Here is a 19664-nt window from a genome sequence, read left to right as displayed (position 1 = left end):
GGCTTGGCCTGCACTAGGCCGGATATAAGTCTGCAACCAACCCTGATCGAGCATCGCGTGACGTTTACCTAGCAAACCGGGGCGCGTTCATATAAGTGACCGGCAGCCCCCGCAGGGGGATGTCGTATGGCCCTTGGGTGCAAACGCCAACGCCGCTCAAAGAAACATCGACCAACCCCGCAGGGGGATGTGGGAGCAAAAGCCATCGCCGCCCAATCACCTACTTCAACCTCAACGGCTCCAACAACGCCGCATCATATTCCCCTCTCCCAATCCTCCCCAACTCCAGCATCCGCAGCAAAATGTAAGCCTGCCGCTGCCGGGCGCGCCGGGGATTCACCACCGGGTTATTCGCCGAAGGCGCCTTAGGCAATCCGGCCAGCATCGCGCATTCCGCTAAAGTCAGCTCGCCCACCGGCTTGCCAAAATACGTCTCGGCGGCCTCCGCAAAGCCATAGGCCCCTTGCCCAAGGTAGACCTTGTTCATGTAGAGCTCGAGGATCTCGTCCTTGCTCATCGCATGTTCGATCCGGTAAGCCAGCAGCACCTCATACAGCTTGCGGGTATAGGTCTTCTGGCGCGAGAGGAAGAAATTACGCGCCACCTGCATGGTGATGGTGGAGGCGCCCTGCGACAGCTCATCGGACAGGTTGGCCACGCCGGCGCGGATCACGCCGACATAGTCGATGCCGTCATGCAGGTAGAAGCGGTCGTCCTCGATGGCTACCACCGCCTGGGTCAGCTTGGGCGGTATCTCGCCGATGGGCACGTAGCCGGGCGACTGGCGAAAAGTGGTGAGCGCATCCAGCGTGGGCAGCTGGCGCTGAGCGACGAGCACGGCGAGCGTGCCGAGCAGGGCCGCGCCCAGGATGAGCAGCAGCACCAGCTTGAGAAAATTCGACCAGAGACGTTCCATGGGCCGTATTGTGCCAGCACTGGCCATGCCACTGCCCAAGCCGCCCCGCCGGTTCAGCCTGCCGGCAGCGCCACGCCAAGTTCCTTTGCCAGCGTTTCCAGGTTGCGCCAGATCGCCGCGTTTACCTCCAGGTGGGTGGTGCTAAGCGCGCGGTTGGCGGCTTCGAACTCGCCAGGGTATTGCACGCTGTCAAAGCCCGGGGCGGGCGGGGTGTCGTGCAGGTAGTTGACGAAGGCTTCCACCTCCGCGCTCTGCCAGCTCAGGCCCAGGTCGAGCTCGGGGTTCATGAGCACCGCGAACATATTGTTGGTGGCGACGCCGCCGCGCGGGTTGTCCGGCTGGATGGTGCCGCCGCCGGACAGCACGCCGGCCAGCAGCTCCGCCACCACGCCGAGCGCATAGCCCTTGTGGCCGCCGAAGGGCAGCAGCGCACCCGGGTGTTCGCTGAACATGGCCCCGGCATCGGTGGTGGGGTTGCCGCCGCTGTCGATGATGCTGTTCTCCGGCGCGGGCTCGCCTTTCTCGGCCAGCACGCGGGCCTTGTTGATGGCGATGGCGCTGGTGGCGATATCCACCACCAGCGGCGGCCGGCCGTTGGGCATCGGCCCGGCGAAGCACAGCGGGTTGGTGGTCAGCCGCGCGGTGCGGCCGCCGTAGGGGGCCACCACCGGGGAGCGGTTGATCACATTGGTAAAGCTCAGCAGCACGAAGCGCTCCTTGGCCACCATCTCGCCGTAGTGCCCCATGCGGCCCAGGTGGTGCGAGCGGCGCAGCGTGACGATGCAGTGGCCGTGCCGGCGCACGCGCTCGATGGCGGTCTCGATGACGCGCTTGCCCACGTGCTGGCCGAAGCCGCCGTTGCCGTCGAACACCAGCAGGCTGTCGCGGTCGAGCACGCATTCGGCGCGGCCCGCCGGGTTGACGTTGCCGGTTGCGAGTGAGCGCTGGTAGTTGGGCAGGATCGACAGGCCGTGGCTGGTGTAGCCGCAGCGATCGGCCTCGACCAGGTGCTCGGCCACGTCGTTGGCGATGTCGGTCGGCACGCCTTGTGCGGCGAGCAGGTCGCGGGCGAGCTGGGTGGCGGATTGCAGTGTTATCTTCATGTTCGTTCCTTGTCCCGGTGTGCGCTCAGATCCAGCCCAGCCAGCGCCAGTAGGTGGCGGCAAACAGCAGCATCAGGGCGTAGCCGATCACCGTCACGGGGATGCCGACCTTGGCGAACTGCTTGCCGTTGAAAGTGTCCGTGCCCAGGCAAACCATGTTTTGCGGTGCATTGATCGGCAGGATGAAGCCGAAGCTCACGGTGAAGCCGAGCAGCATCGTCAGGCCGATCTGGTTGATATCGCCCGGCAGCGTCTGCAGCACCGAGATCAGGATCGGCAGCAGTGCCGCGGTGAGCGCGGTGGCGCTGGCAAAGCCGAGGTGGATCAGGATCAGGAAGGCGGCCAGGATGGCGAACACCAGGATGGGGCCTTGCGTGGCGAGCCCGGAGTTGGCCACCACGAACTTGCCCAGCCACTGGCCGGCCTGCGTGGTGAGCAGCGCGGTGCCCAGGCTGATGCCCACCCCGAACACGATCAGCGTGCCCCACGGCGTGCGTTGCTGCATGGTCTTCCAGTCCATCACGCCAATGCGCGGCATCATCAGGATCACCAGGCCGACGAAGGTCACGGTGGCGGTGTCGAACTGGTGCAGCTTGCCCTCGGTTGCCCAGAACAGCAGCAGCCCGATGGACACGGCGGCAAGCCGCTTTTGCGGGCCGCTCATCGGGCCCAGCCCGGCGAGTTCCTTTTGCACGGCTTCCTTGCCGCCGGGAATGGCCTCGGTCTCGGCGGGCAACAGGAAGCGCACCAGGAAATACAGCACGACCGACATCACGATGGCCCACGGCGCGCCGGCGATCAGCCATTGCAGCCAGGTGATGCGCTCACCCAGCAGCTTGTCCATGAAGCCCACCGTCAGCAGGTTCTGCGCGGCGGCGGTCTGGATGCCGACGTTCCAGATGCTGGTGGCCATGGCCACGGTGATCATGATGCCGGCGGCGATATTGGATTTCTTGTCGACCCCGAAGGCCGCGATCACGCCCATCATGATCGGCACCACGCAGGCGCTGCGCGCGGTGGCGCTCGGCACCACCAGCGACAGCGCGATGGTCACCACGATGCTGCCGATCAGGATGCGCCGCGTGCTGGTGCCGATGGCCGACAGCGTGACCAGCGCGATGCGCCGGTCGAGCCCGGTCACCGTCATCGCCGCCGAGATAAAGAGGGCGGCGGCAACCAGCGCCAGYGCGGTATTGGAGAACCCTGCCAGCGCCATGCCGAGCGCGCGGGAGGTGCCGTATTGCGTGGCCGGGTCGGCCACCGTGGGCGCAAAGCCGATCAGCGCGGCCATCAGCGACGTGATCATGATGGCGCTGGCCTCGTAGGAGACCGCCTCGGTGATCCACACCACGATGGCAAAGGCGAGGATGGCCAGCATGCGGTGTCCCGCCACCGGCAGGTCCGGGGGCAGGGGCAGGGCGAGTATGCCGATCAGTACCAGGACGGCGGCGTAGAGCCCCCATGGCGTGGATTTACCGGGCGCGGCCTGCGGCACGGCGGCAGCCACACCGATGGAGGCGGGGGCGGCTGCGCGGACGGCTTGGGTTGGAGTGTGCGGGTCTGTCATCGCTTTGCCCTTTTCTTGTCTTGTTGATCTTGGTTCGACACGGGAAGGCGGACGTCACGCGCGGGCAAATGGCTAACCTGTGACTGGCAGGGTGGCGGCGTCGTTCGGCGGCTTTCCGTGAAGACCTGGCGGAGGCGGGAGACCGGCTTGCGGCCGGGCTGCCGCGTTCGACATGGGGAAATTATCGTGCCGGCCAACGGTGACTGTCGAGAGTGGATCCGGGCGCATATGACGCGGATCAAAGAACCGGCTCGTGCAGGGAAATTTCTATGCGCCATGCGGTCAGACTTTCAGATCATTGAGATCATTGCGCGACAAGGCCTTGTGGGCGTTGCGCAGCGTGCGCCACCACCGGTGGCCCCGCACGCTGGCGAGCCGCGCGAACGTGATCTGAAAACATTGGAGTGCATGATGAAGGTTTTAGTGAGAGGACTACGTGCCGAAGTCGACGCATCGGCGCTGCGCACGGCGCTGGCCGCCTACGTGCGGGTCAAGGACATCGAGCTGATCCGCGAGGGCGACAGTGCGCATCCCTGGGCCTGGGTCGACCTGGATCTCGACGATGTGGACCCGATGAGCGTGTGGAAACTGGTGGCAAAGCTCGATCGCCGTTATATTGCTGGCTGCCATACGCGCTGGCATGTGCCGGCCTATCGCGCGCGCTGAGCCGCCGCCACGTGCGGTGCGGCGCGCGCGCCACCGAACGACAAAGACAGGGCAGGGACACACGATGCAGGAAAACATGGCCGATGCGCCATCACAAGGTGCCGGCGTGCCGGGCAACGCGGCGCTGGCGCTGGACAATGTGGTCAATCTGCGCGACCTCGGCGGCCTCGCCACGCGCGACGGCCGCCGCGTGCGTGCCGGCAAGCTGTTTCGCAGCGGCAACCCGGGCCTGGCCAGCGCGGCGGATATGGAACGGCTGCGCGCATTGCAGCTGGACATGGTGATCGACTTCCGCTCGGCCGGTGAGAAGACCGCAGCGGAAAGCCCCTTTGGCGAGGCCTTCCGCTGGGTCGCCACGCCGGTGCTCGAAGGCAGCATGTCGATGGCCGAGCTGATGCCGCGTTTGCGCGACGGCAGCGCGGCGCAGATGGAGGCCTTCATGCTGGAGGTCTATGGTGACTTTCCGCGCAAGTACCAGGCTGCCTTCGGCGGCTTCCTGAAGACCGCGGAGCAGGGCGGCAACCTGCTGTACCACTGCACGGCGGGCAAGGACCGCACCGGCTTTGCCTCGCTGCTGCTGCTGGCCGGCCTAGGCGTGGAGCGCGACATCATCATGGCCAACTACCTGGAATCGAATCACTGGAACCAGGGCTTCAACCAGAAGATGAGCGCCGGCGCGGCGCAGTTTGGCGTCGATCCCGCGGTGATGTGGCCGTTGCTGGTGGTGAAGGCCTCTTACCTGGAAGCCTCGATGCACGCCATCGAGCAGGACTACGGCGGCATCGATGCCTACCTGGGCGATGTGCTCAAGGTGGATGCCGAGCGCTTGCGCCAGGCCTATCTCGTACGCGCCTAGCGAGCGCGTCATTCCCCAACGGGCCGTTAGCGCGCCATCGGCCATCGTAGCCAAGCGAGGCAGGCGGCCGGCAGGGCTATAGCCCCGCCGCAGTCGTTTTTGGTGCCTCTTTTGCCAATGTCAGGACTTGTCAAAAGCGCATTACGCCCGTAGGGTCTCGGAAGCGCTACGCGAGCGCGTTGTGCTCCATCATGATGCGTGCGGTATTGAGCGCGATCATGCCTTCCTCGTCGGTGGGCAGTACCAGGACCGGCACGCGGCTGTTGTCGCGGCTGATGCGCTGGCGGTTCTCGTTGTTGGCGCCGGCGTCCAGGCTGATGCCGAACAGCTCCGCCAGCCGCGCGCAGATCTTCTCGCGCACCGGCGGCGAGTTGGCGCCGATGCCGGCGGTGAACACCAGCGCATCCAGGCCGCCCAGCGTGGCCGCCAGCTTGCCGATTTCCTGCGCCGCGCGGTAGGCGTAGAAATCGATGGCCAGGCGCGCGCGCGGCGCGTCGCTGGCCAGCAGGGCGCGCATGTCGCTGCTGACGCCCGACAGTCCCTTCAACCCTGACTCCTGGTACAGCATCGTCTCGATGTCCTTGGTGCTCATGCCTTGCTGCGACAGCCACAGGATGGCGCCGGCATCGATGGCGCCGCAGCGCGTGCCCATCGGCAGGCCGTCGAGCGCGGTCAGGCCCATGGTGGATTCCACGCTGCGCCCCTCGCGCATGGCGCACAGGCTGGCGCCGTTGCCCAGGTGCGCCACGATCACGCGGCCCTGCGCCAGATCGGGCGCGATCTGCTGCAGGCGGCGCGCGATGTACTCGTAGGACAGGCCGTGAAAGCCGTAGCGGCGGATGCCGCGTTCGAAGTATTCGTAGGGCAGCGCCAGCAGCTGTGCCAGCGGGTCGTGCCCGGCGTGAAAGGCGGTGTCGAAGCAGGCGACCTGCAGCAGCGCCGGCGCGGCGGCGCGCACCGCGCGGATCGCCGTGAGATTGTGCGGTTGGTGCAGCGGCGCCAGCGGGACCAATGCTTCCAGCTTGGCAATGACGTCGTCGTCGATCTTCACGGCCGCGGAGAAATCCGCGCCGCCGTGCACCACGCGATGGCCGATTGCCACCGGCGGCGCATCGCGCAGCCCGATGCTGAGCACCAGCCGGATCAGGCGGAAGGCGGCGTCGTGATCGGCCACCTGCGCCACCGGAAAGCGTTCGTCCGCGACCACGCGGCCGTCCGCCATGCTGGCGGTGAGGCGCGGCGATACGCCGATGCCTTCGATCTGCCCGTGCGCGCTGAGCACCGGGTTGATGTCGGCATTGGCGTGCGCGGCCTCGGGCACGGCGTACACCGAGACCTTGACGCTGGAGGAGCCGGCATTGACGACGAGGATGGTGGGATGGGTGGCGCTCACGCTCGCAAGCCTCCTTGTGACGTTGACGTTGACTGTGACGGTGGCCGAGGTGGTGACCGAGACGGTGGAGCGTTCAGATCTTGCCGGGCGCCTGGCCGGTGCGGCGCGCATGCGCCAGCAGCACGGCAATCGCGCAACTGCCGATCCGCGCGCGCACGCTGTCGGCGCGGCTGGTGAGGATGATGGGCACGCGCGCGCCCAGCACGATGCCGGCGGCTTCGGCGCCGGCTAGGAAGGTSAGYTGCTTGGCCAGCATGTTGCCGGCCTCCAGGTCGGGCACGAGCAAGATGTCGGGGTCGCCCGCGACCTCGGAGACGATGCCCTTTGTCACCGCGGCCTCATGGCTGATCGCGTTGTCGAACGCGAGCGGGCCGTCGAGGATGCCGCCTTCGATCTGGCCGCGCCGGCTCATCATGCACAGCGCGGCCGCGTCGATGGTGGATGGGATCTTGTCGGTCACGGTTTCCACCGCCGAGAGGATGGCCACCTTGGGGCACTCGATGCCCAGCACGCGCAGCAGATCGATCGCGTTGCGGCAGATATCGGCCTTGTCGTTGAGCGTGGGAAAGATATTGACGGCGGCGTCGGTGATGAACAGCGGCTTGTGATAGCTCGGCACGTCCATCGCAAACACATGCGAAAGGCGCCGCCCCGTGCGCAAGCCGGTGGCGGGCGCGGTGACTTCGTGCAGCAGCTCATCGGTGTGCAGGCTGCCCTTCATCAGCAGCTCGGCCTCGCCCGCGCGGATTGCCGCGACGGCGCGCGCGGCGGCAGCATGGCTGTGCGGCACGTCGATCAGCACGCTGTCGCCAAGGTCGAGCGCGTTGGCGTCGGCCACCTGGCGGATGCGCGCCTCGGGCCCGATCAGCAGCGGCACGATCAGGCCGAGGCTGGCCGCCTGCAGCGCGCCGCCGAGCGAGGAAGCATCGCAGGGATGCGCCACCGCGGTGGGAATGGCGGGCAAATCTTGGCAGCGTGCCAGCAGGACGGAGTACTTGTCGAGCGTGTGGGTCATCGGCGTTCCGGTGCGTCGGGGTTGCGGTGCGACCGCGCGGGCATGCTGCGTCGCGCAAAAAAACAAAGGCCAGTATAGGCGATGTTTCCTGCTGCACGATGACATTGGCGCGGACCTTGCGCCAGGTCATGCCTGTCACCGATCCGCCCATGCCGCGGGTTGTCAAGCACGATGCAGGCTGGTAGATTGCGCTGTGCTGCAGGGCAGCAATTCCGTGCCATCGCCTGGAAACGACTGCCTTCGGCGCCACACCGTAGAACGTAGAAGGGGAAGCCGAGTGAACGCACGTGATCCCGTCATCCATGCCGGCAGCGCCGCCGCCGGCGTGCCACCGCTTTTGTCCGATGCGTGGTCCTACGCGCATGACGCCTGGCAGCGCGCCGTCCTGTTGCTCGACATCCTGCGCGAGCGCGGCAACCAGACCTTCGAGCACGAGCGCGAGGGCATGCCGCCGGTGCTGGTCTTCGAGCACGAGGTGGTGATCGATGCGCGCACGCTGGCGCAACCCGCCAACTACGCGCTGCTGCGCATCCTGCCGCCGCCAGGCATCGTCACCGACGACACCAAGCGGCCCTTCGTGGTGATCGATCCGCGCGCCGGGCATGGCCCGGGCATCGGCGGCTTCAAGATCGACAGCGAGATCGGCATCGCGCTGCGCAGCGGCCATCCCTGCTACTTCGTCACCTTTTTCCCGGTGCCTTGCCCGGGCCAGACCATCGAGTGCGTGGCGCGCGCCGAAGCGCTGTTCCTGCTCACCGTGGCCGAGCGCCATCCGCACGCGCAGGGCAAGCCGTTCGTGATCGGCAACTGCCAGGGCGGCTGGGCGCTGATGATGCTGGCGGCCGCCGCGCCGGAACTGGTCGGCCCCATCCTGCTGGCCGGTTCGCCGCTGGCCTACTGGTCGGGCGTGCGCGGGCGTAACCCGATGCGCTACAGCGGCGGGCTGCTGGGCGGCTCGTGGCTGYCGTCCTTTGCGGCCGATCTCGGCAATGGCCGCTTTGACGGGGCCTGGCTGGTGCAGAATTTCGAGCAGCTCAATCCGTCCAACACGTACTGGAAAAAGCTCTACGACGTCTATGCGCAGGTGGATACGGAGCGCGAGCGCTTCCTGGCGTTCGAGCGTTGGTGGGGCGGGCACTTCCTGCTCAACCGCGCCGAGATCGACTGGATCGTGCAGAACCTCTTCGTCGGCAACCACCTGACCGCCGGCGAGGTGCGCAGCGCGGATGGCAGCGTCGCGGTGGACCTGCGCAATGTGCGCTCGCCGATCGTGGTCTTTGCTTCCTGGGGCGACAACATCACGCCGCCGCAGCAGGCGCTGAACTGGATTCCCGATCTCTACGCCAGCGTCGACGAGATCGTCGCCAACGACCAGGTCATCGTCTACTGCCTGCATGAAAAGGTCGGGCACCTTGGCATCTTCGTCTCGGCCGGCGTGGCCAATCGCGAGCACACCGAGCTGTTCTCGGCGCTGGACCTGATCGACGTGCTGCCGCCCGGGCTGTACGAGGCGCGCATCGAAGACATCGCGCCGGGCACCTCGCACCTGGAGCTGATCGAAGGCCGCTACCTGATGCGCTTCGAGCGCAGGACCATCGACGACATCCTCGCGCTGGACGATGGCCGCGACGACGAACGCGCGTTCGAGGTGGTGCGCCGCGTGGCCGAAGTCAACCAGCGCCTGTACGACACCTTCGCCTCGCCGGCGGTGCAGGCCGCATCCAACGAACTGGGCGCCTACGCGATGCGGCAGATGCACCCGGCCCGGCTGGAGCGTTCGCTGGCGTCGGACGCGAATCCGTGGATGGCGTGGATCGCCGCGCTGGCGCCGTCGGTGCGCGAGGCGCGCCAGCCGGTGGCGCCGGACAATCCTTTCGTCACGCTGGAGGGCGCGGTGTCCGACACCATCGTGCGCACGCTCGACGCGTGGCGCGACCAGCGCGATGCCTTCCAGGAGCAGCTCTTCGAGGCGTTGTACCAGTCGCCATGGCTGTCCGCGCTGATGGGCTTCTCGCCCGGCGCCGAAAAGCGCGGCCCGCCGCCGCTGAGCGCGGCGCTGCGCCAGGAGCTGGCCGAACGGCGCATTCATGAGGCCGAAGCGGGGATCGAGCAGGGCACGCCGCTCGATGCCTTCATGCGCATCCTTTGCTATGTGGCGGACGAGAACACCAGCATCGAGGAGCGGCCCTTCAACCTGATGCGGCAGATGGCGCGCGAGCACCTGGAGCAGCAGCCGGATATTGCCACGGTCAAGGCCGCAGTCAGGCGGCAGAGCATGATCGTGGGGCTGGACGCCGGGCGGGCCGTGGCCGCGCTGCCGCTGCTGGTGCCGGACAGCGCGCTGCGCCATCGCATCATGATGGCGATCCATCGCATCGTGACCGTGGTGGGACCGCTCGAAGGCGCCCGCCTGGCGCGCTATCGCGAGGTGGCGCGCGTGCTGGGCACCGACCACACTGCGCGGCAAACCGCGCAGCCCGCCACCGCGGCGCCCCCGGCGCCCGCACCCGTGGAAACGCCGCGCACGGCGCGCAAAGCCGCTTCGCCGGAAGCCAGCGCACGCGTTCGCAAGGCCGGCGCGGCCAAGCCGGGCAAGGTGGCCAAGCCGCTCAAGACGGTCAAGCCGTCGGCACGGCGCAACGTCAAGACAGGCACCTGAACCAGGCGGGCCTGATAGGCTGTTTCAACATGAAGCGAAGCGGTTCTGGCTAGGCGCGCGGCCGCAGACAGTACAAGTGGTACGGCCAAGGCCGCGCAAGGACGCCAGCATCTTTTGGAAATGGCCTCTAAGCCGGCGCCAGCAGGGGCGCGCATTCATTAAGCGAGGGACATCATGGTGCAAGTACCCAATCCCCCATTGCTGGGCGCGCGCGTGCTGGTGGTCGGCGTGGCCAACGCGGAGTCCATCGCGTGGGGTTGCGCGCGGGCCTTCCGCGAGCTTGGCGCCGAACTGGCGATCACCTATCTCAACGACAAAGCCTACCCGCACGTGGCGCCGCTGGCCGAATCGGTGGGCGCGACGATCCTGATGCCGCTCGACGTGGAGGACGCGGGCCAGGAGCAGGCGCTGTTCGAGCGGATCACCCGGCAATGGGGCCAGCTCGACGTACTGGTGCACTCGGTGGCCTTCGCGCCCAAGGACGACCTGCAGGGCGGGCTGCTCAATGCATCGGCGGCCGGCTTCGCGCGGGCCATGGACGTGTCCTGTCATTCCTTCGTGCGGCTGGCGCGGCGCGCGGTGCCGCTGATGCGCGCGGGCGGCAGCCTGTTCGCCATGAGCTACGAGGGCGCCAACCGCGTGGTGCCGAACTACAACCTGATGGGCCCGGTCAAGGCGGCGCTGGAGGCGTCCTGCCGCTACCTGGCGCACGAACTCGGCCCGAGCGGCATCCGCGTGCACGCCATTTCGCCGGGGCCGCTCAAGACCCGCGCGGCGTCCGGGCTCAAGGATTTCGAGCAATTGCTGGCGGATGCCGCGGGCCGCGCCCCGCTGGGCGAGCTGGTCGACATCATGGACGTGGGCTTTGCCACCGCCTACCTGGCGACGCCCTACGCGCGGCGGATTTCCGGCAACACCGTGTACGTGGACGGCGGCGCGCACATCATGGGCTGACTGCCGCCAAGGGCGCGATGCGTGGCCCACGGACCGCGTCGGGCCACCTACAATGAGCTAGACAACGGAGACACGTGCTGCCCGCCGCGTGCGCGCTGCCTCATATCGGGAGCAAGACATGAAGGTACTCATCCGGGGCCTGCACCGCGATGTGACCGAACAGATGCTGCGCGACAAGCTGGCGACCTACGCCCCGGTGACGTCCGTGGAACTGGTGCGCGAGGGCGATCCGAATCACCCTTGGGCCTGGGTCAACCTGGATATCGATCCTTTCACCGCGTGGCGCCTGCTGCGCCAGCTGGATCGCCAGTACTTCGCCGGCAGCATGATGCGCTGGTATATCCCGGCGCACCAGGGTTGAGGCGTTGGCAGGTTGAGGGAGGTTGAGGGCGGGCGGCTGCCGCGCGCCGCCACGCTTTGGCATTAAGATAAGCGGCTTCTGCCACTTTGCTGCGCTGCCACGCGGTAGCGCCATTCCCGCATGCTAGAACTCGACGGCGCGATCTGGTTTCGCTCGGGCTCCCAGGACTGGGGCGGGCGCGAACGCATCGCCCTGCTGGCCGCGATCGGCGAGCACGGCTCGATCACGGCTGCGGCCAAAGCGGTCGGGCTGAGCTACAAGGGCGCCTGGGATGCCATCGACGCCATGAACAACAGCGCGGGCGAGCCGCTGGTGGTGCGCGCCGCCGGCGGCAAGGGCGGCGGCGGCACCGTGCTGACCGAGCGCGCCGCCAGCCTGATCCGCACCTACCGCGCGCTGGAGCACGAGCACCGGCTCTTTATCGAACACCTCGCCAGCCTCGGCAACGTCAGCGAGACGGCGCAGGACGACCTTCACCTGATGCGGCGTTTCATGATCAAGACCAGTGCGCGCAACAAGCTCTTTGGCAAGGTGGCTGCGATCCGCGGCGGCGCCGTCAACGACGAGGTCACGCTGTCGCTCGCGGGCGGCCAGCACGTGGTCGCCACCATCACCCACGAAAGCGTGGAGACGCTGGGCCTCGCACCCGGCGCCGAAGCCTTCGCGCTGATCAAGGCTTCCTCGGTCCTGCTGGGGCTGCCCGATCCCGGGCTGCGGCTCTCGGCGCGCAACCAGCTGCCTGGCAAGGTGACCCGCGTGCTGCCGGGCGCGGTCAATGCCGAGGTGGCGCTGGAGCTGGATGGCGGCGGCACCGTGGTGGCCATTGTCACCAACGACAGTGTGAGCGCGCTCGGGCTTGCCGAGGGCAGCCGCGCGCTGGCGATCTTCAAGGCGTCGAGCGTGATCCTGGGCACCATGGGCTGAGCCTGGCGCGCATCAGGCAGGCACCAGCGGTTTGCTCAGCAGTACCGTGGTGAAGCCGCTGTGCCAGCTTTCGTCGGGGTAGAATTCCACCTCGGCATAGCCGTGGCGCCGATAGAAGGCGCGGCTCTTCACGTTGAAGGTGTCGGTTTCGAGCCGGGCCTGCCGATGGCCTGCCGCTGCCATCGCGGCTTCGGCGTGCGCCAGCAGCGCGCTGCCCAGTCCGCGCGCCTGCCAGCATGGCGACACATGCAGCGCCCAGATGAAATCGTTCTCCCAGTCCACCATGCCGGCCACCGTGCCGTCCACGCAGGCCACGTGGAACTGCGCCAGCCGGCTACGGACATAATCGCCGACCTTGTCCTCTTGCTCGAAGCGCAAGGCTGCCTCGGCCGTGAGCTGCGGCTTCCAGGTGGCGAGAAAGGTTTCGGTGAGGAGGGTGGCGACGGCCAGGGCATCGGATGGCCCGGCGCGCCGGATCTGCGGGCTTGGGGATGGTGTTTGCATGCGCGCAAGGATAACCGAGCCGCAGGCAGAAATCACGGCCAGGCAGCCGACGCAAGAAAACCAAGAAGACCAAGAAGACCCAAAAAACCAAAAAATCCAGGAAAACCAAGATCAAACCGACGATGCACAGGAATCTGCACGAAGCAAACCGGTGCCTTGCTCAGGCCGGTGTTCGCCAGGCCATCGGCATGGCGCGTGCTGGAGATTGTCATCGGCATCACCATGTGGGTGATGGCCGCCAAGCTGCTGTCTGCCTGATTTTCTGAATACCCGACGACCATGCCAAGCAACATAGAAATCAAGGCGCGTATCGCCAGCGTGGACGCGCTGTTGCCACGGGTCGCGCCGCTGGCCGACCATGGCCCGGAGCTGATCCTGCAGGACGACACCTTCTTTGCCTGCCCCAACGGGCGGCTCAAGTTACGTGTCTTTCCGTCCGGCGAAGGCCAGTTGATCTTCTACGCGCGCGCCGACCAGGCCGGGCCCAAGGAGAGCCACTACATCCTCTCGCCCACGGCCGAGCCCGATTCCCTGCGCGCCGCACTGGCGGCGGCGTGGGGCGAGAGCGGGCGCGTGCGCAAGGCGCGCACCTTGTTCCTGGTGGGCCGCACGCGCGTGCATCTGGACCGCGTGGAGGGGCTGGGGGATTTCCTGGAGCTGGAGGTGGTGCTGGCCGAGGGCGAGCCGGGCCAGGCCGGCATTGCCGAGGCGCATGCGTTGCTGGGCAAGCTGGGCATAACGCGAGGGCAATTAATTGAAACCGCTTACGTTGACCTGCTGCGCTCGGCCGGGGCTTGAGTTGGCCTCATTGAACGGGCCTCACCGAACGGGCCTCACTGAGCCGGCCCCACAGAGCCGGCCTCAGACCGCACGCGCCGAGACGGGCGCGTACACCTGTGGATGCCCCTTCACGGGCGCGGCGCCAAAGATGCGGCCTTCGCGCACTTCCAGCACGTGGTCGCCGAGGGCTTCCACGTCGTCGGGGTCGTGCGAGATCACCAGCATGGGCACTTCCAGGCTGGCTTGCAGCGCGCGCAGCTCGGCGCGCATGCGCACGCGCAGCGCCGGGTCCAGCGCGGAGAACGGCTCGTCCAGCAGCACAATGTCGGGCCGCGCCGCTAGCGCGCGCGCCAGCGCGGCGCGTTGCTTCTGGCCGCCGGAGATCTCGCCGGGATAGTTGCTGGTGATCGCGCCAAGGCCAAACGCATCGATCCAGCGTTGCGCTTCCGGGTGGTGCGTGTTGCGGCTCGGGTTGCGCCAGCCCCGCTTCAGCCCGAAGGCGATGTTCTGCGCGACCGTCAAATGCGGGAACAGGGCGTAGTCCTGGAACAGATAGGCCACGCGCCGCTCCTGCGGGCGCACATTGACGTGAGTCTCGCTGTCGAACAGGGTGCGGCCGTTGAGCACGATGCGGCCGCTGTCCGGCGTGAGCAATCCGGCGATGGCGCGCAGCGTCAGGCTTTTGCCCGCGCCGGAGGGGCCAAACAGTGCAATGCGCTTGCTTTCCGAATCGAAGGCGATATCCAGCCCGAAATGGCGGTCGGCGGAGCCGAGCTGCTTGCGTACGGTGACTTGCATGGTCATGGCGGCCTACCGGTACATTTTGCGGGTGGGCGGCATCAGCCGCCCGGCGGCCACCAGCAGCACCACGCAGGTGAGGGAGGTGACCAGCACCAGCAGGTTGGCGGTGTTGTCGTCGCCGGCCTGCACGGCTTCGTAGATGGCGACCGACAGCGTTTGCGTGCGCCCGGGCAGGTTGCCCGCCACCATCAGCGTGGCGCCGAACTCGCCCAGCGCGCGGGCAAAGGCCAGCAGCACGCCGGCGATGATGCCGCGTGACGCCAGCGGCAGCGTCACGCGAAAGAAGATGCCGGCCTCGGACGTGCCGAGCACGCGCGCGGCGTCCTCAAGCTGCGAGTCCACGCCTTCGAAGGCGGCGCGGGCCGACTTCAGCACCAGCGGGAAGGCCACGATGGTGGAGGCCAGCACCGCGCCTTGCCAGGTAAAGACCAGTTCGATGCCAAGCCGGCCGAGCCACTCGCCGAACACGCCGCGGCGCCCGACCAGCACCAGCAGGTAGTAGCCGAGCACGGTGGGCGGCAGCACCAGCGGCAGCGTGAGCAGGGCGTCGACCACGTCGCGCGCGGCCGATTGCCAGCGCGACAGTGCAAAGGCCGCGCCCACGCCCAGCACGGCATTGAGCACGGTGGCCCAGCCCGCGACTTTGAGCGACAGCGACAGCGGGACCCAGACAGCTTCCAGGGAGGTCATCAGCATAAACGCCTGCCGGCGGGGAGCCAGGCAGGCGGCAAGGTAGGTGGATTCAGGTTGGCGGCGCGCCCGGGCGCCGGGGCTGCGGGCAAGGACCAGCGATTATGGCTTGCGGCTTGCGGCTTACGGTTTGAGAAAACCATACTTGGCCAGCACCGCTTGGCCTTCTGGCGACGTCACATAGCCGAGGAATGCCGCGGCTTGCTCGGGCTGCCTGGAGTGCGAGGTGATGGCAATCGGATACGTGACCGGCTGGCGCGTCGGCACCCGCAGCGCTACCTTGACCTTGTCCGGCATGATCGCCGCATCGGTGGCGAACACGAAGCCGGCATCGACTTCGCCACGCGCCACGTAATCCAGGCTCTGGCGCACGTTTTGCGCCATCACGCCCTTGGCCGAGACCGCATCCCATACGCCCGCCGCTTCCAGCGCGCCCTTGGTATAGCGGCCCACCGGCACCGACGCCGGGTTGCCGAAGGCCACGCGCTTGAACTCGGGGCGGGCCAGGTCCTGCAGCTTGCCCGCTTCCAGCTTGCTGTCAGCCGGCAGGATCAGCGCGAGCTGGTTGGCGGCGAAATCGCGGCGCGACGCCGGCTGCACCACGCGCTCGGTCACGGCCTTGTTCATGGCGTCCTGGTCGGCCGAGGCAAACACATCGGCCGGCGCGCCATTGACGATCTGCTGCATCAGCACATCGGAGGCACCGAAGTTAAGGATCACCTTGGTCTGGGGGTGCGCGCGTTCGTAGGATTCGGCGAGCGACTTGAAGGCATTGGTCAGGCTGGCCGCGGCGGAGACCACCAGGTCTGCGCCGAAGGCGGCCGGGGCGGACAGCGCCAGGGTGGCGGACAGCACTAGGCTGGCCGCCAGCGAGGAGGCGCGTCGGGCGCCGCGCGGCTGGCGGGACTGGGCAGGCAACGGAGCGGAAATCGGGAGCATGGGCATGGCGGGGGTGGCCGGAAGCGGGTTGGATAGCAGGTGCGAGCCAGGCCGGAATATGCCCGCCAGATGTGCCCGCCAAATGCGCAATATATGACGGTATATAACGCGGCGTCAATGGCACATTGGGTCAGGACAGGGCATATCGGCGGGCCGTCCGGGTGCGCCTGCTGCCAGTGGCCCGTCGTCACAGTGGTGTAACGCGAGCGTCACTCTGCTGCCATTTGCGCTCGGGACAATGTCCGGCTCCAGGCACAACAATAAAGAAGGGAGCCACAAATGCACCGCAGTCCGACCGACGTTCTACCCGCGCGCGCCGCGCCCGCTTCGTCCCCCATCCTTGCGGTGCCCACCGCGGCCGCGCTGGGTGCCGCTATCGTGGCCACCGCGCTGCTGGCCGCCTGCGGCTCCGATGACAGCCCCGCCAGCCCCGGCACGGGCACGGGTGTCACGCCGCAGGCCGATAGCGTCTCGGCCGGTACCAAGGCCACGCTGGCCTTGCTGGAAACCACCGACCTGCACACCAATGTGCGCAGCTACGATTACTTCAAGCTGGCCGAGGACAAATCCTTCGGCTTCGAGCGCGTGGCAACCCTGATCAAGCAGGCGCGCGCCGAATTTCCCAACACGCTGCTGCTGGACAACGGCGACACCATCCAGGGCACGGCGCTGGCCGACTACCAGGCCCAGGTCAACCCGCTCAAGTGCGGCGAGACCCTGGCCATGTACAAGGTGATGAACGCGGCCAAGTTCGACGGTGGCGGCATCGGCAACCACGAGTTCAATTACGGCCTGGGCTATCTGAACCAGGTCACGGGCAACCGCTTCAACGTGGATGGCCTGCCCGACCCGACCGTGCAGACGCCGTGCGCCGGGCCGGCCTTCCCGCAGGTGCTGGCCAACGTGTACAGCGTGCGCACGCGCGCGCCGCTGTTCCAGCCGTACACCATCATCACCCGCCAGATCACCGCCACGGGGCCCGACGGCAAGGTCGTCACGGTGCCGGTCAAGGTCGGCATCATCGGATTCACCCCGCCCGCGATCATGAGCTGGGACAAGCGCTGGCTCGACGGCAAGGTCTACACCGAGGGCGTGAAGGAAACCGCCGAGAAGTTCGTGCCGGAGATGCGCGCCAAGGGCGCCGACCTGGTGGTGGTGATCTCGCACGGCGGGCTCGATGCCTCCGCCTACTCGCCCACCATGGAGAACGGCAGCTGGCACCTGTCCAAGGTGGCCGGCGTGGACGCCATGCTGATCGGCCACTCGCACCAGGTCTTCCCCGATGCCACCAGCACGGTAGCGCAGTTCAACCTGCCAGGCGTGGACAAGGTGCGCGGCACGGTCAACGGCGTGCCTACCGTGATGGCCGACTACTGGGGCCGCCGCCTCGGCGTGATCAAGCTGCAGCTCGCGCATGATGGCAACCGCTGGGTGGTCGACAAGAGCGCTACCACGGTGCAGGCGCGCTCGATCCAGAATGCCGACAAGAGCTATGTGGCGGCCGATGCCAGCGTGGCGGCCGCGGTCGATGCGGAGCACCAGGCCACCATCGCCTACGTGAAGACCCCGATCGGCACTACCGACTACCGCATGAGCACGTACTTCGCCGATGTGGGCGATCCCGGCGCGATCCAGATCGTCAACCAGGCGCAGGCGGCCTACGTGAAGGACTACATCGCCGCCAACCTGCCGGCCCTGGCCGCGCTGCCGGTGCTGTCCGTCTCGGCGCCGTTCAAGAGCGGCTTTGGCGGCGGCAACGACTACACCGATGTGCAGTCCGGCAACCTCGCCATCAACAATGCGGCCGATCTCTACCTCTACCCCAACACCATCTACGCGGTGAAGGTGAGCGGCAGCGACGTCAAGGCCTGGCTGGAGACCGCCGCCAAGCGCTTCAACCTGATCGACCCGGCCAAGACCGCCGACCAGCCGCTCATCAGCAGCTTCCCTGGCTACAACTTCGACATGTTCACCTCGCCCGACCTGCAGTACGAGATCGACGTGACGCAGCCGGAGGGCAGCCGCATCAAGAACCTCGCATACAAGGGCGTGCCGCTCGACGCCAGCCAGCAGTTCATCGTGGCCACCAACAACTACCGCGCCAGCGGCGGCGGTAATTTCCCCGGCCTGGACGGCAGCAAGACGGTCTATGCGTCGCCGGATGCCAGCCGCGATGTGCTGATCGCCTACATCAAGAAGGCCGGYGCCATCACGCGCGCCACCAACGGCGGCGCGCGCAGCTGGCGCTTCACCAAGGTGGCCACGGCCGGCAAGGTGGTGTTTGCTTCTGCGCCAGGCCAGCTGGCGCAGGCACAGGCCGCCGGCCTCGCCAATATCGCGCTGGAGCAGGCGAGCTACGACACCACCAAGAACCTGTCGCTGTACAGCGTCGACCTCAACCAGTAAGGCGGCAATGACCACGGCACTGACCACGGCAATGAGCACGGCAACGAATACGCCAATGAAGGGAACGACGGCACCGGCATGCAGTGCGCCTGTGCGCCGCCAGGCCCGTCAGCGCCGCCTGCATCCGGTCATCGCTGCCGCGCTGGTGGCGGTCGCGGTGGCGGCAGGCTGCGTAGGCGGGGCATCGGCATGGCGCGAGCATGCCAGCGCGCGCCACGCGCAGCTTGCCCAGTGGCAGACGCTGGCCGGCTCGGCCGGCGACGAAGAGGCGCTCGCGGCGCTGCGCCAGGCGGCGCGGGCGGGGGAGGGCGCGGCCCAGGCCGCGCTTGGTGAGGCGTTATGGGCAAGCGGGGATGCGGCGGCGCATGCCGAAGGCCGGGACTGGCTGAAGCAGGCCGCCGGCGCGGGCGATGCACGCGCGCATTTCGTGCTGGGCAAGGCGGCTTTCCTCGGCGATGCGCAGCGCGCGCCCGACGCGGCGGCGGCCTGGCACCACTTCGAGCTGGCCGCCGCCGCTGGCAATACCGGGGCTGCGTACTACCTCGGCTTGCTGCACCGTGGCGGCTATGGGCGCGCACCGGACCCGGCCGCGGCCGCGCGCTGGTTCGAGCTGGCCGCCGATGCCGGCGTGCCCCAGGCGATGTTCATGCTGGCCAACGCCTATCGCGAAGCGGCGGGCGTGCCGCGCGACGAGGCCCGCGCGGTGGCGTGGTACGAGGCCGCGGCCGAGCGCGAGCATCCGGAATCGATCCAGGCGCTGGCGATGGCCTATCGGTATGGCGAGCTAGGGTTGAAGCGGGATGAGGGGAGCTTTCGGGCGCATCTGGCGGAGACAGCGCATGCGCTGAAGCATCCGGCTTTGAGTCCTTGAATCTTTGAGTCCTTGAGTCGGGGCGGACGGGGTGTTGGGGGGTGCATGCGTGCGTGTAGCCCGCTAACGCGGGGGTGCCTCTTATGGGTGGGGTTTTACTGCTTCTAGCTGCTGGCGCGGCTGTACGGGGTTGGCCGTTTTGGAACGTGTGAGATGTCACTTTTCTTTACTCGTAAAGAAAAGATGGTATGAACGCGCCCCGTCCCCGCAGTGGAGCGCGAGGTGGCGAGACGGTAGTGTGGGTCAGGTGTGGGTCAGG

The 19664-nt window shown here is 67.5% G+C and carries 18 protein-coding genes and 1 pseudogene; 10 read left to right on the top strand and 9 right to left on the bottom strand.

Translation table 11 applies throughout. The features are described 5' to 3' along the window. Positions 1-220: 220 nt before the first annotated feature. The 3 genes from AB4061_RS38760 to AB4061_RS38750 are packed head-to-tail and all read right to left on the bottom strand — an operon-like array spanning position 221 to position 3586. Entirely contained in the window at positions 221-916 is a 696-nt protein-coding gene (locus tag AB4061_RS38760; RefSeq protein ID WP_441641373.1) for a transglycosylase domain-containing protein, read from the bottom strand. Between the two features lie 53 nt (positions 917-969). Then, entirely contained in the window at positions 970-2019 is a 1050-nt protein-coding gene (locus AB4061_RS38755) for an Ldh family oxidoreductase (RefSeq protein WP_441641372.1), read from the bottom strand. 25 nt (positions 2020-2044) lie between these two features. Next, the gene (locus AB4061_RS38750; RefSeq protein ID WP_441641371.1) at positions 2045-3586 is read right to left on the bottom strand and encodes a DASS family sodium-coupled anion symporter; all 1542 of its coding nucleotides are present in this window, start codon (positions 3584-3586) and stop codon (positions 2045-2047) included. A gap of 411 nt (positions 3587-3997) precedes the next feature. Between AB4061_RS38750 and AB4061_RS38745 the strand changes: the two genes are divergently transcribed. Next, the gene (locus AB4061_RS38745) at positions 3998-4252 is read left to right on the top strand and encodes an RNA-binding protein (protein WP_441641376.1); all 255 of its coding nucleotides are present in this window, start codon (positions 3998-4000) and stop codon (positions 4250-4252) included. Positions 4253-4316: 64 nt separating this feature from the next. Beyond that, positions 4317-5108: a tyrosine-protein phosphatase gene (locus AB4061_RS38740; RefSeq protein ID WP_441641370.1), complete on the top strand. Its 792-nt coding sequence runs from the start codon at positions 4317-4319 to the stop codon at positions 5106-5108. A 166-nt stretch (positions 5109-5274) separates the two neighbouring features. Here AB4061_RS38740 and AB4061_RS38735 read toward each other — a convergent pair whose 3' ends face one another. Both AB4061_RS38735 and AB4061_RS38730 read right to left on the bottom strand, forming a co-directional pair. Beyond that, on the bottom strand, positions 5275-6501 hold the full coding sequence (locus AB4061_RS38735; RefSeq protein ID WP_441641369.1) for an acetate/propionate family kinase: 1227 nt from the start codon (positions 6499-6501) through the stop codon (positions 5275-5277). A 73-nt stretch (positions 6502-6574) separates the two neighbouring features. After that, positions 6575-7516 (bottom strand): phosphate acetyltransferase, encoded by a 942-nt coding sequence (locus tag AB4061_RS38730; protein WP_441641368.1) that lies wholly within the window; start codon positions 7514-7516, stop codon positions 6575-6577. A 277-nt stretch (positions 7517-7793) separates the two neighbouring features. Here AB4061_RS38730 and AB4061_RS38725 point away from each other — a divergent pair, with 277 nt between their 5' ends. The 4 genes from AB4061_RS38725 to AB4061_RS38710 all read left to right on the top strand — a co-directional run bounded on the left by AB4061_RS38725 (position 7794) and on the right by AB4061_RS38710 (position 12414). Continuing rightward, positions 7794-10175 carry a DUF3141 domain-containing protein gene (locus AB4061_RS38725; protein WP_441641367.1) on the top strand — a complete coding sequence of 794 codons (2382 nt, stop codon included), beginning with the start codon at positions 7794-7796 and terminating at the stop codon, positions 10173-10175. Positions 10176-10349: 174 nt separating this feature from the next. Further along, on the top strand, positions 10350-11129 hold the full coding sequence (gene fabI, locus AB4061_RS38720) for an enoyl-ACP reductase FabI (RefSeq protein WP_441641366.1): 780 nt from the start codon (positions 10350-10352) through the stop codon (positions 11127-11129). 118 nt (positions 11130-11247) lie between these two features. Continuing rightward, positions 11248-11490 carry an RNA recognition motif domain-containing protein gene (locus AB4061_RS38715; RefSeq protein ID WP_441641365.1) on the top strand — a complete coding sequence of 81 codons (243 nt, stop codon included), beginning with the start codon at positions 11248-11250 and terminating at the stop codon, positions 11488-11490. 120 nt (positions 11491-11610) lie between these two features. Then, positions 11611-12414, top strand: coding sequence for a TOBE domain-containing protein (locus AB4061_RS38710; RefSeq protein ID WP_441641364.1), 804 nt, complete (start codon positions 11611-11613; stop codon positions 12412-12414). 12 nt (positions 12415-12426) lie between these two features. On the opposite strand, the gene AB4061_RS38705 is transcribed toward AB4061_RS38710, so the two are convergent. Further along, positions 12427-12918, bottom strand: a complete 492-nt coding sequence (locus AB4061_RS38705; protein WP_441641363.1) for a GNAT family N-acetyltransferase — start codon at positions 12916-12918, stop codon at positions 12427-12429. Between the two features lie 153 nt (positions 12919-13071). Between AB4061_RS38705 and AB4061_RS38700 the strand changes: the two are divergent. Further along, positions 13072-13176 (top strand): annotated as a pseudogene (locus tag AB4061_RS38700) (amino acid transporter); the annotation flags it as partial. 21 nt (positions 13177-13197) lie between these two features. Beyond that, complete coding sequence (locus AB4061_RS38695; RefSeq protein ID WP_441641362.1) at positions 13198-13716, top strand: class IV adenylate cyclase; 519 nt, start codon at positions 13198-13200, stop codon at positions 13714-13716. 63 nt (positions 13717-13779) lie between these two features. Here the strand turns inward: AB4061_RS38695 and AB4061_RS38690 are convergent, their stop codons facing one another. The 3 genes from AB4061_RS38690 to modA all read right to left on the bottom strand — a co-directional run bounded on the left by AB4061_RS38690 (position 13780) and on the right by modA (position 16134). Next, positions 13780-14502, bottom strand: a complete 723-nt coding sequence (locus tag AB4061_RS38690) for an ATP-binding cassette domain-containing protein (protein ID WP_441641361.1) — start codon at positions 14500-14502, stop codon at positions 13780-13782. Positions 14503-14508: 6 nt separating this feature from the next. Beyond that, on the bottom strand, positions 14509-15180 hold the full coding sequence (gene modB / locus AB4061_RS38685) for a molybdate ABC transporter permease subunit (protein ID WP_441641375.1): 672 nt from the start codon (positions 15178-15180) through the stop codon (positions 14509-14511). Between the two features lie 132 nt (positions 15181-15312). Further along, positions 15313-16134, bottom strand: coding sequence for a molybdate ABC transporter substrate-binding protein (gene modA / locus AB4061_RS38680; protein ID WP_441641360.1), 822 nt, complete (start codon positions 16132-16134; stop codon positions 15313-15315). Positions 16135-16407: 273 nt separating this feature from the next. On the opposite strand from modA, the gene AB4061_RS38675 reads away from it, so the two are divergent. Both AB4061_RS38675 and AB4061_RS38670 read left to right on the top strand, forming a co-directional pair. Further along, a complete protein-coding gene (locus AB4061_RS38675) occupies positions 16408-18534 on the top strand; it encodes a bifunctional 2',3'-cyclic-nucleotide 2'-phosphodiesterase/3'-nucleotidase (RefSeq protein ID WP_441641359.1) in 2127 nt (708 codons plus the stop codon). Positions 18535-18589: 55 nt separating this feature from the next. After that, the gene (locus tag AB4061_RS38670; protein WP_441641374.1) at positions 18590-19405 is read left to right on the top strand and encodes a tetratricopeptide repeat protein; all 816 of its coding nucleotides are present in this window, start codon (positions 18590-18592) and stop codon (positions 19403-19405) included. Positions 19406-19664: the final 259 nt, after the last annotated feature.

The sequence above is a fragment of the Cupriavidus sp. YAF13 genome (assembly GCF_052113425.1).
Taxonomy (GTDB): Bacteria; Pseudomonadota; Gammaproteobacteria; order Burkholderiales; family Burkholderiaceae; genus Cupriavidus.
This window is presented reverse-complemented; position numbering and strand designations above follow the sequence as displayed.

Bases quoted from the DNA above. Each gene is read 5' to 3' on its own strand.
- AB4061_RS38760 (WP_441641373.1), bottom strand. From the start codon at position 916: ATGGAACGTCTCTGGTCGAATTTTCTCAAGCTGGTGCTGCTGCTCATC.
- AB4061_RS38755 (WP_441641372.1), bottom strand. From the start codon at position 2,019: ATGAAGATAACACTGCAATCCGCCACCCAGCTCGCCCGCGACCTGCTC.
- AB4061_RS38745 (WP_441641376.1), top strand. From the start codon at position 3,998: ATGAAGGTTTTAGTGAGAGGACTACGTGCCGAAGTCGACGCATCGGCG.
- AB4061_RS38740 (WP_441641370.1), top strand. From the start codon at position 4,317: ATGCAGGAAAACATGGCCGATGCGCCATCACAAGGTGCCGGCGTGCCG.
- fabI (WP_441641366.1), top strand. From the start codon at position 10,350: ATGGTGCAAGTACCCAATCCCCCATTGCTGGGCGCGCGCGTGCTGGTG.
- AB4061_RS38715 (WP_441641365.1), top strand. From the start codon at position 11,248: ATGAAGGTACTCATCCGGGGCCTGCACCGCGATGTGACCGAACAGATG.
- AB4061_RS38710 (WP_441641364.1), top strand. From the start codon at position 11,611: ATGCTAGAACTCGACGGCGCGATCTGGTTTCGCTCGGGCTCCCAGGAC.
- AB4061_RS38705 (WP_441641363.1), bottom strand. From the start codon at position 12,918: ATGCAAACACCATCCCCAAGCCCGCAGATCCGGCGCGCCGGGCCATCC.
- AB4061_RS38695 (WP_441641362.1), top strand. From the start codon at position 13,198: ATGCCAAGCAACATAGAAATCAAGGCGCGTATCGCCAGCGTGGACGCG.
- AB4061_RS38690 (WP_441641361.1), bottom strand. From the start codon at position 14,502: ATGACCATGCAAGTCACCGTACGCAAGCAGCTCGGCTCCGCCGACCGC.
- modA (WP_441641360.1), bottom strand. From the start codon at position 16,134: ATGCCCATGCTCCCGATTTCCGCTCCGTTGCCTGCCCAGTCCCGCCAG.
- AB4061_RS38670 (WP_441641374.1), top strand. From the start codon at position 18,590: ATGAAGGGAACGACGGCACCGGCATGCAGTGCGCCTGTGCGCCGCCAG.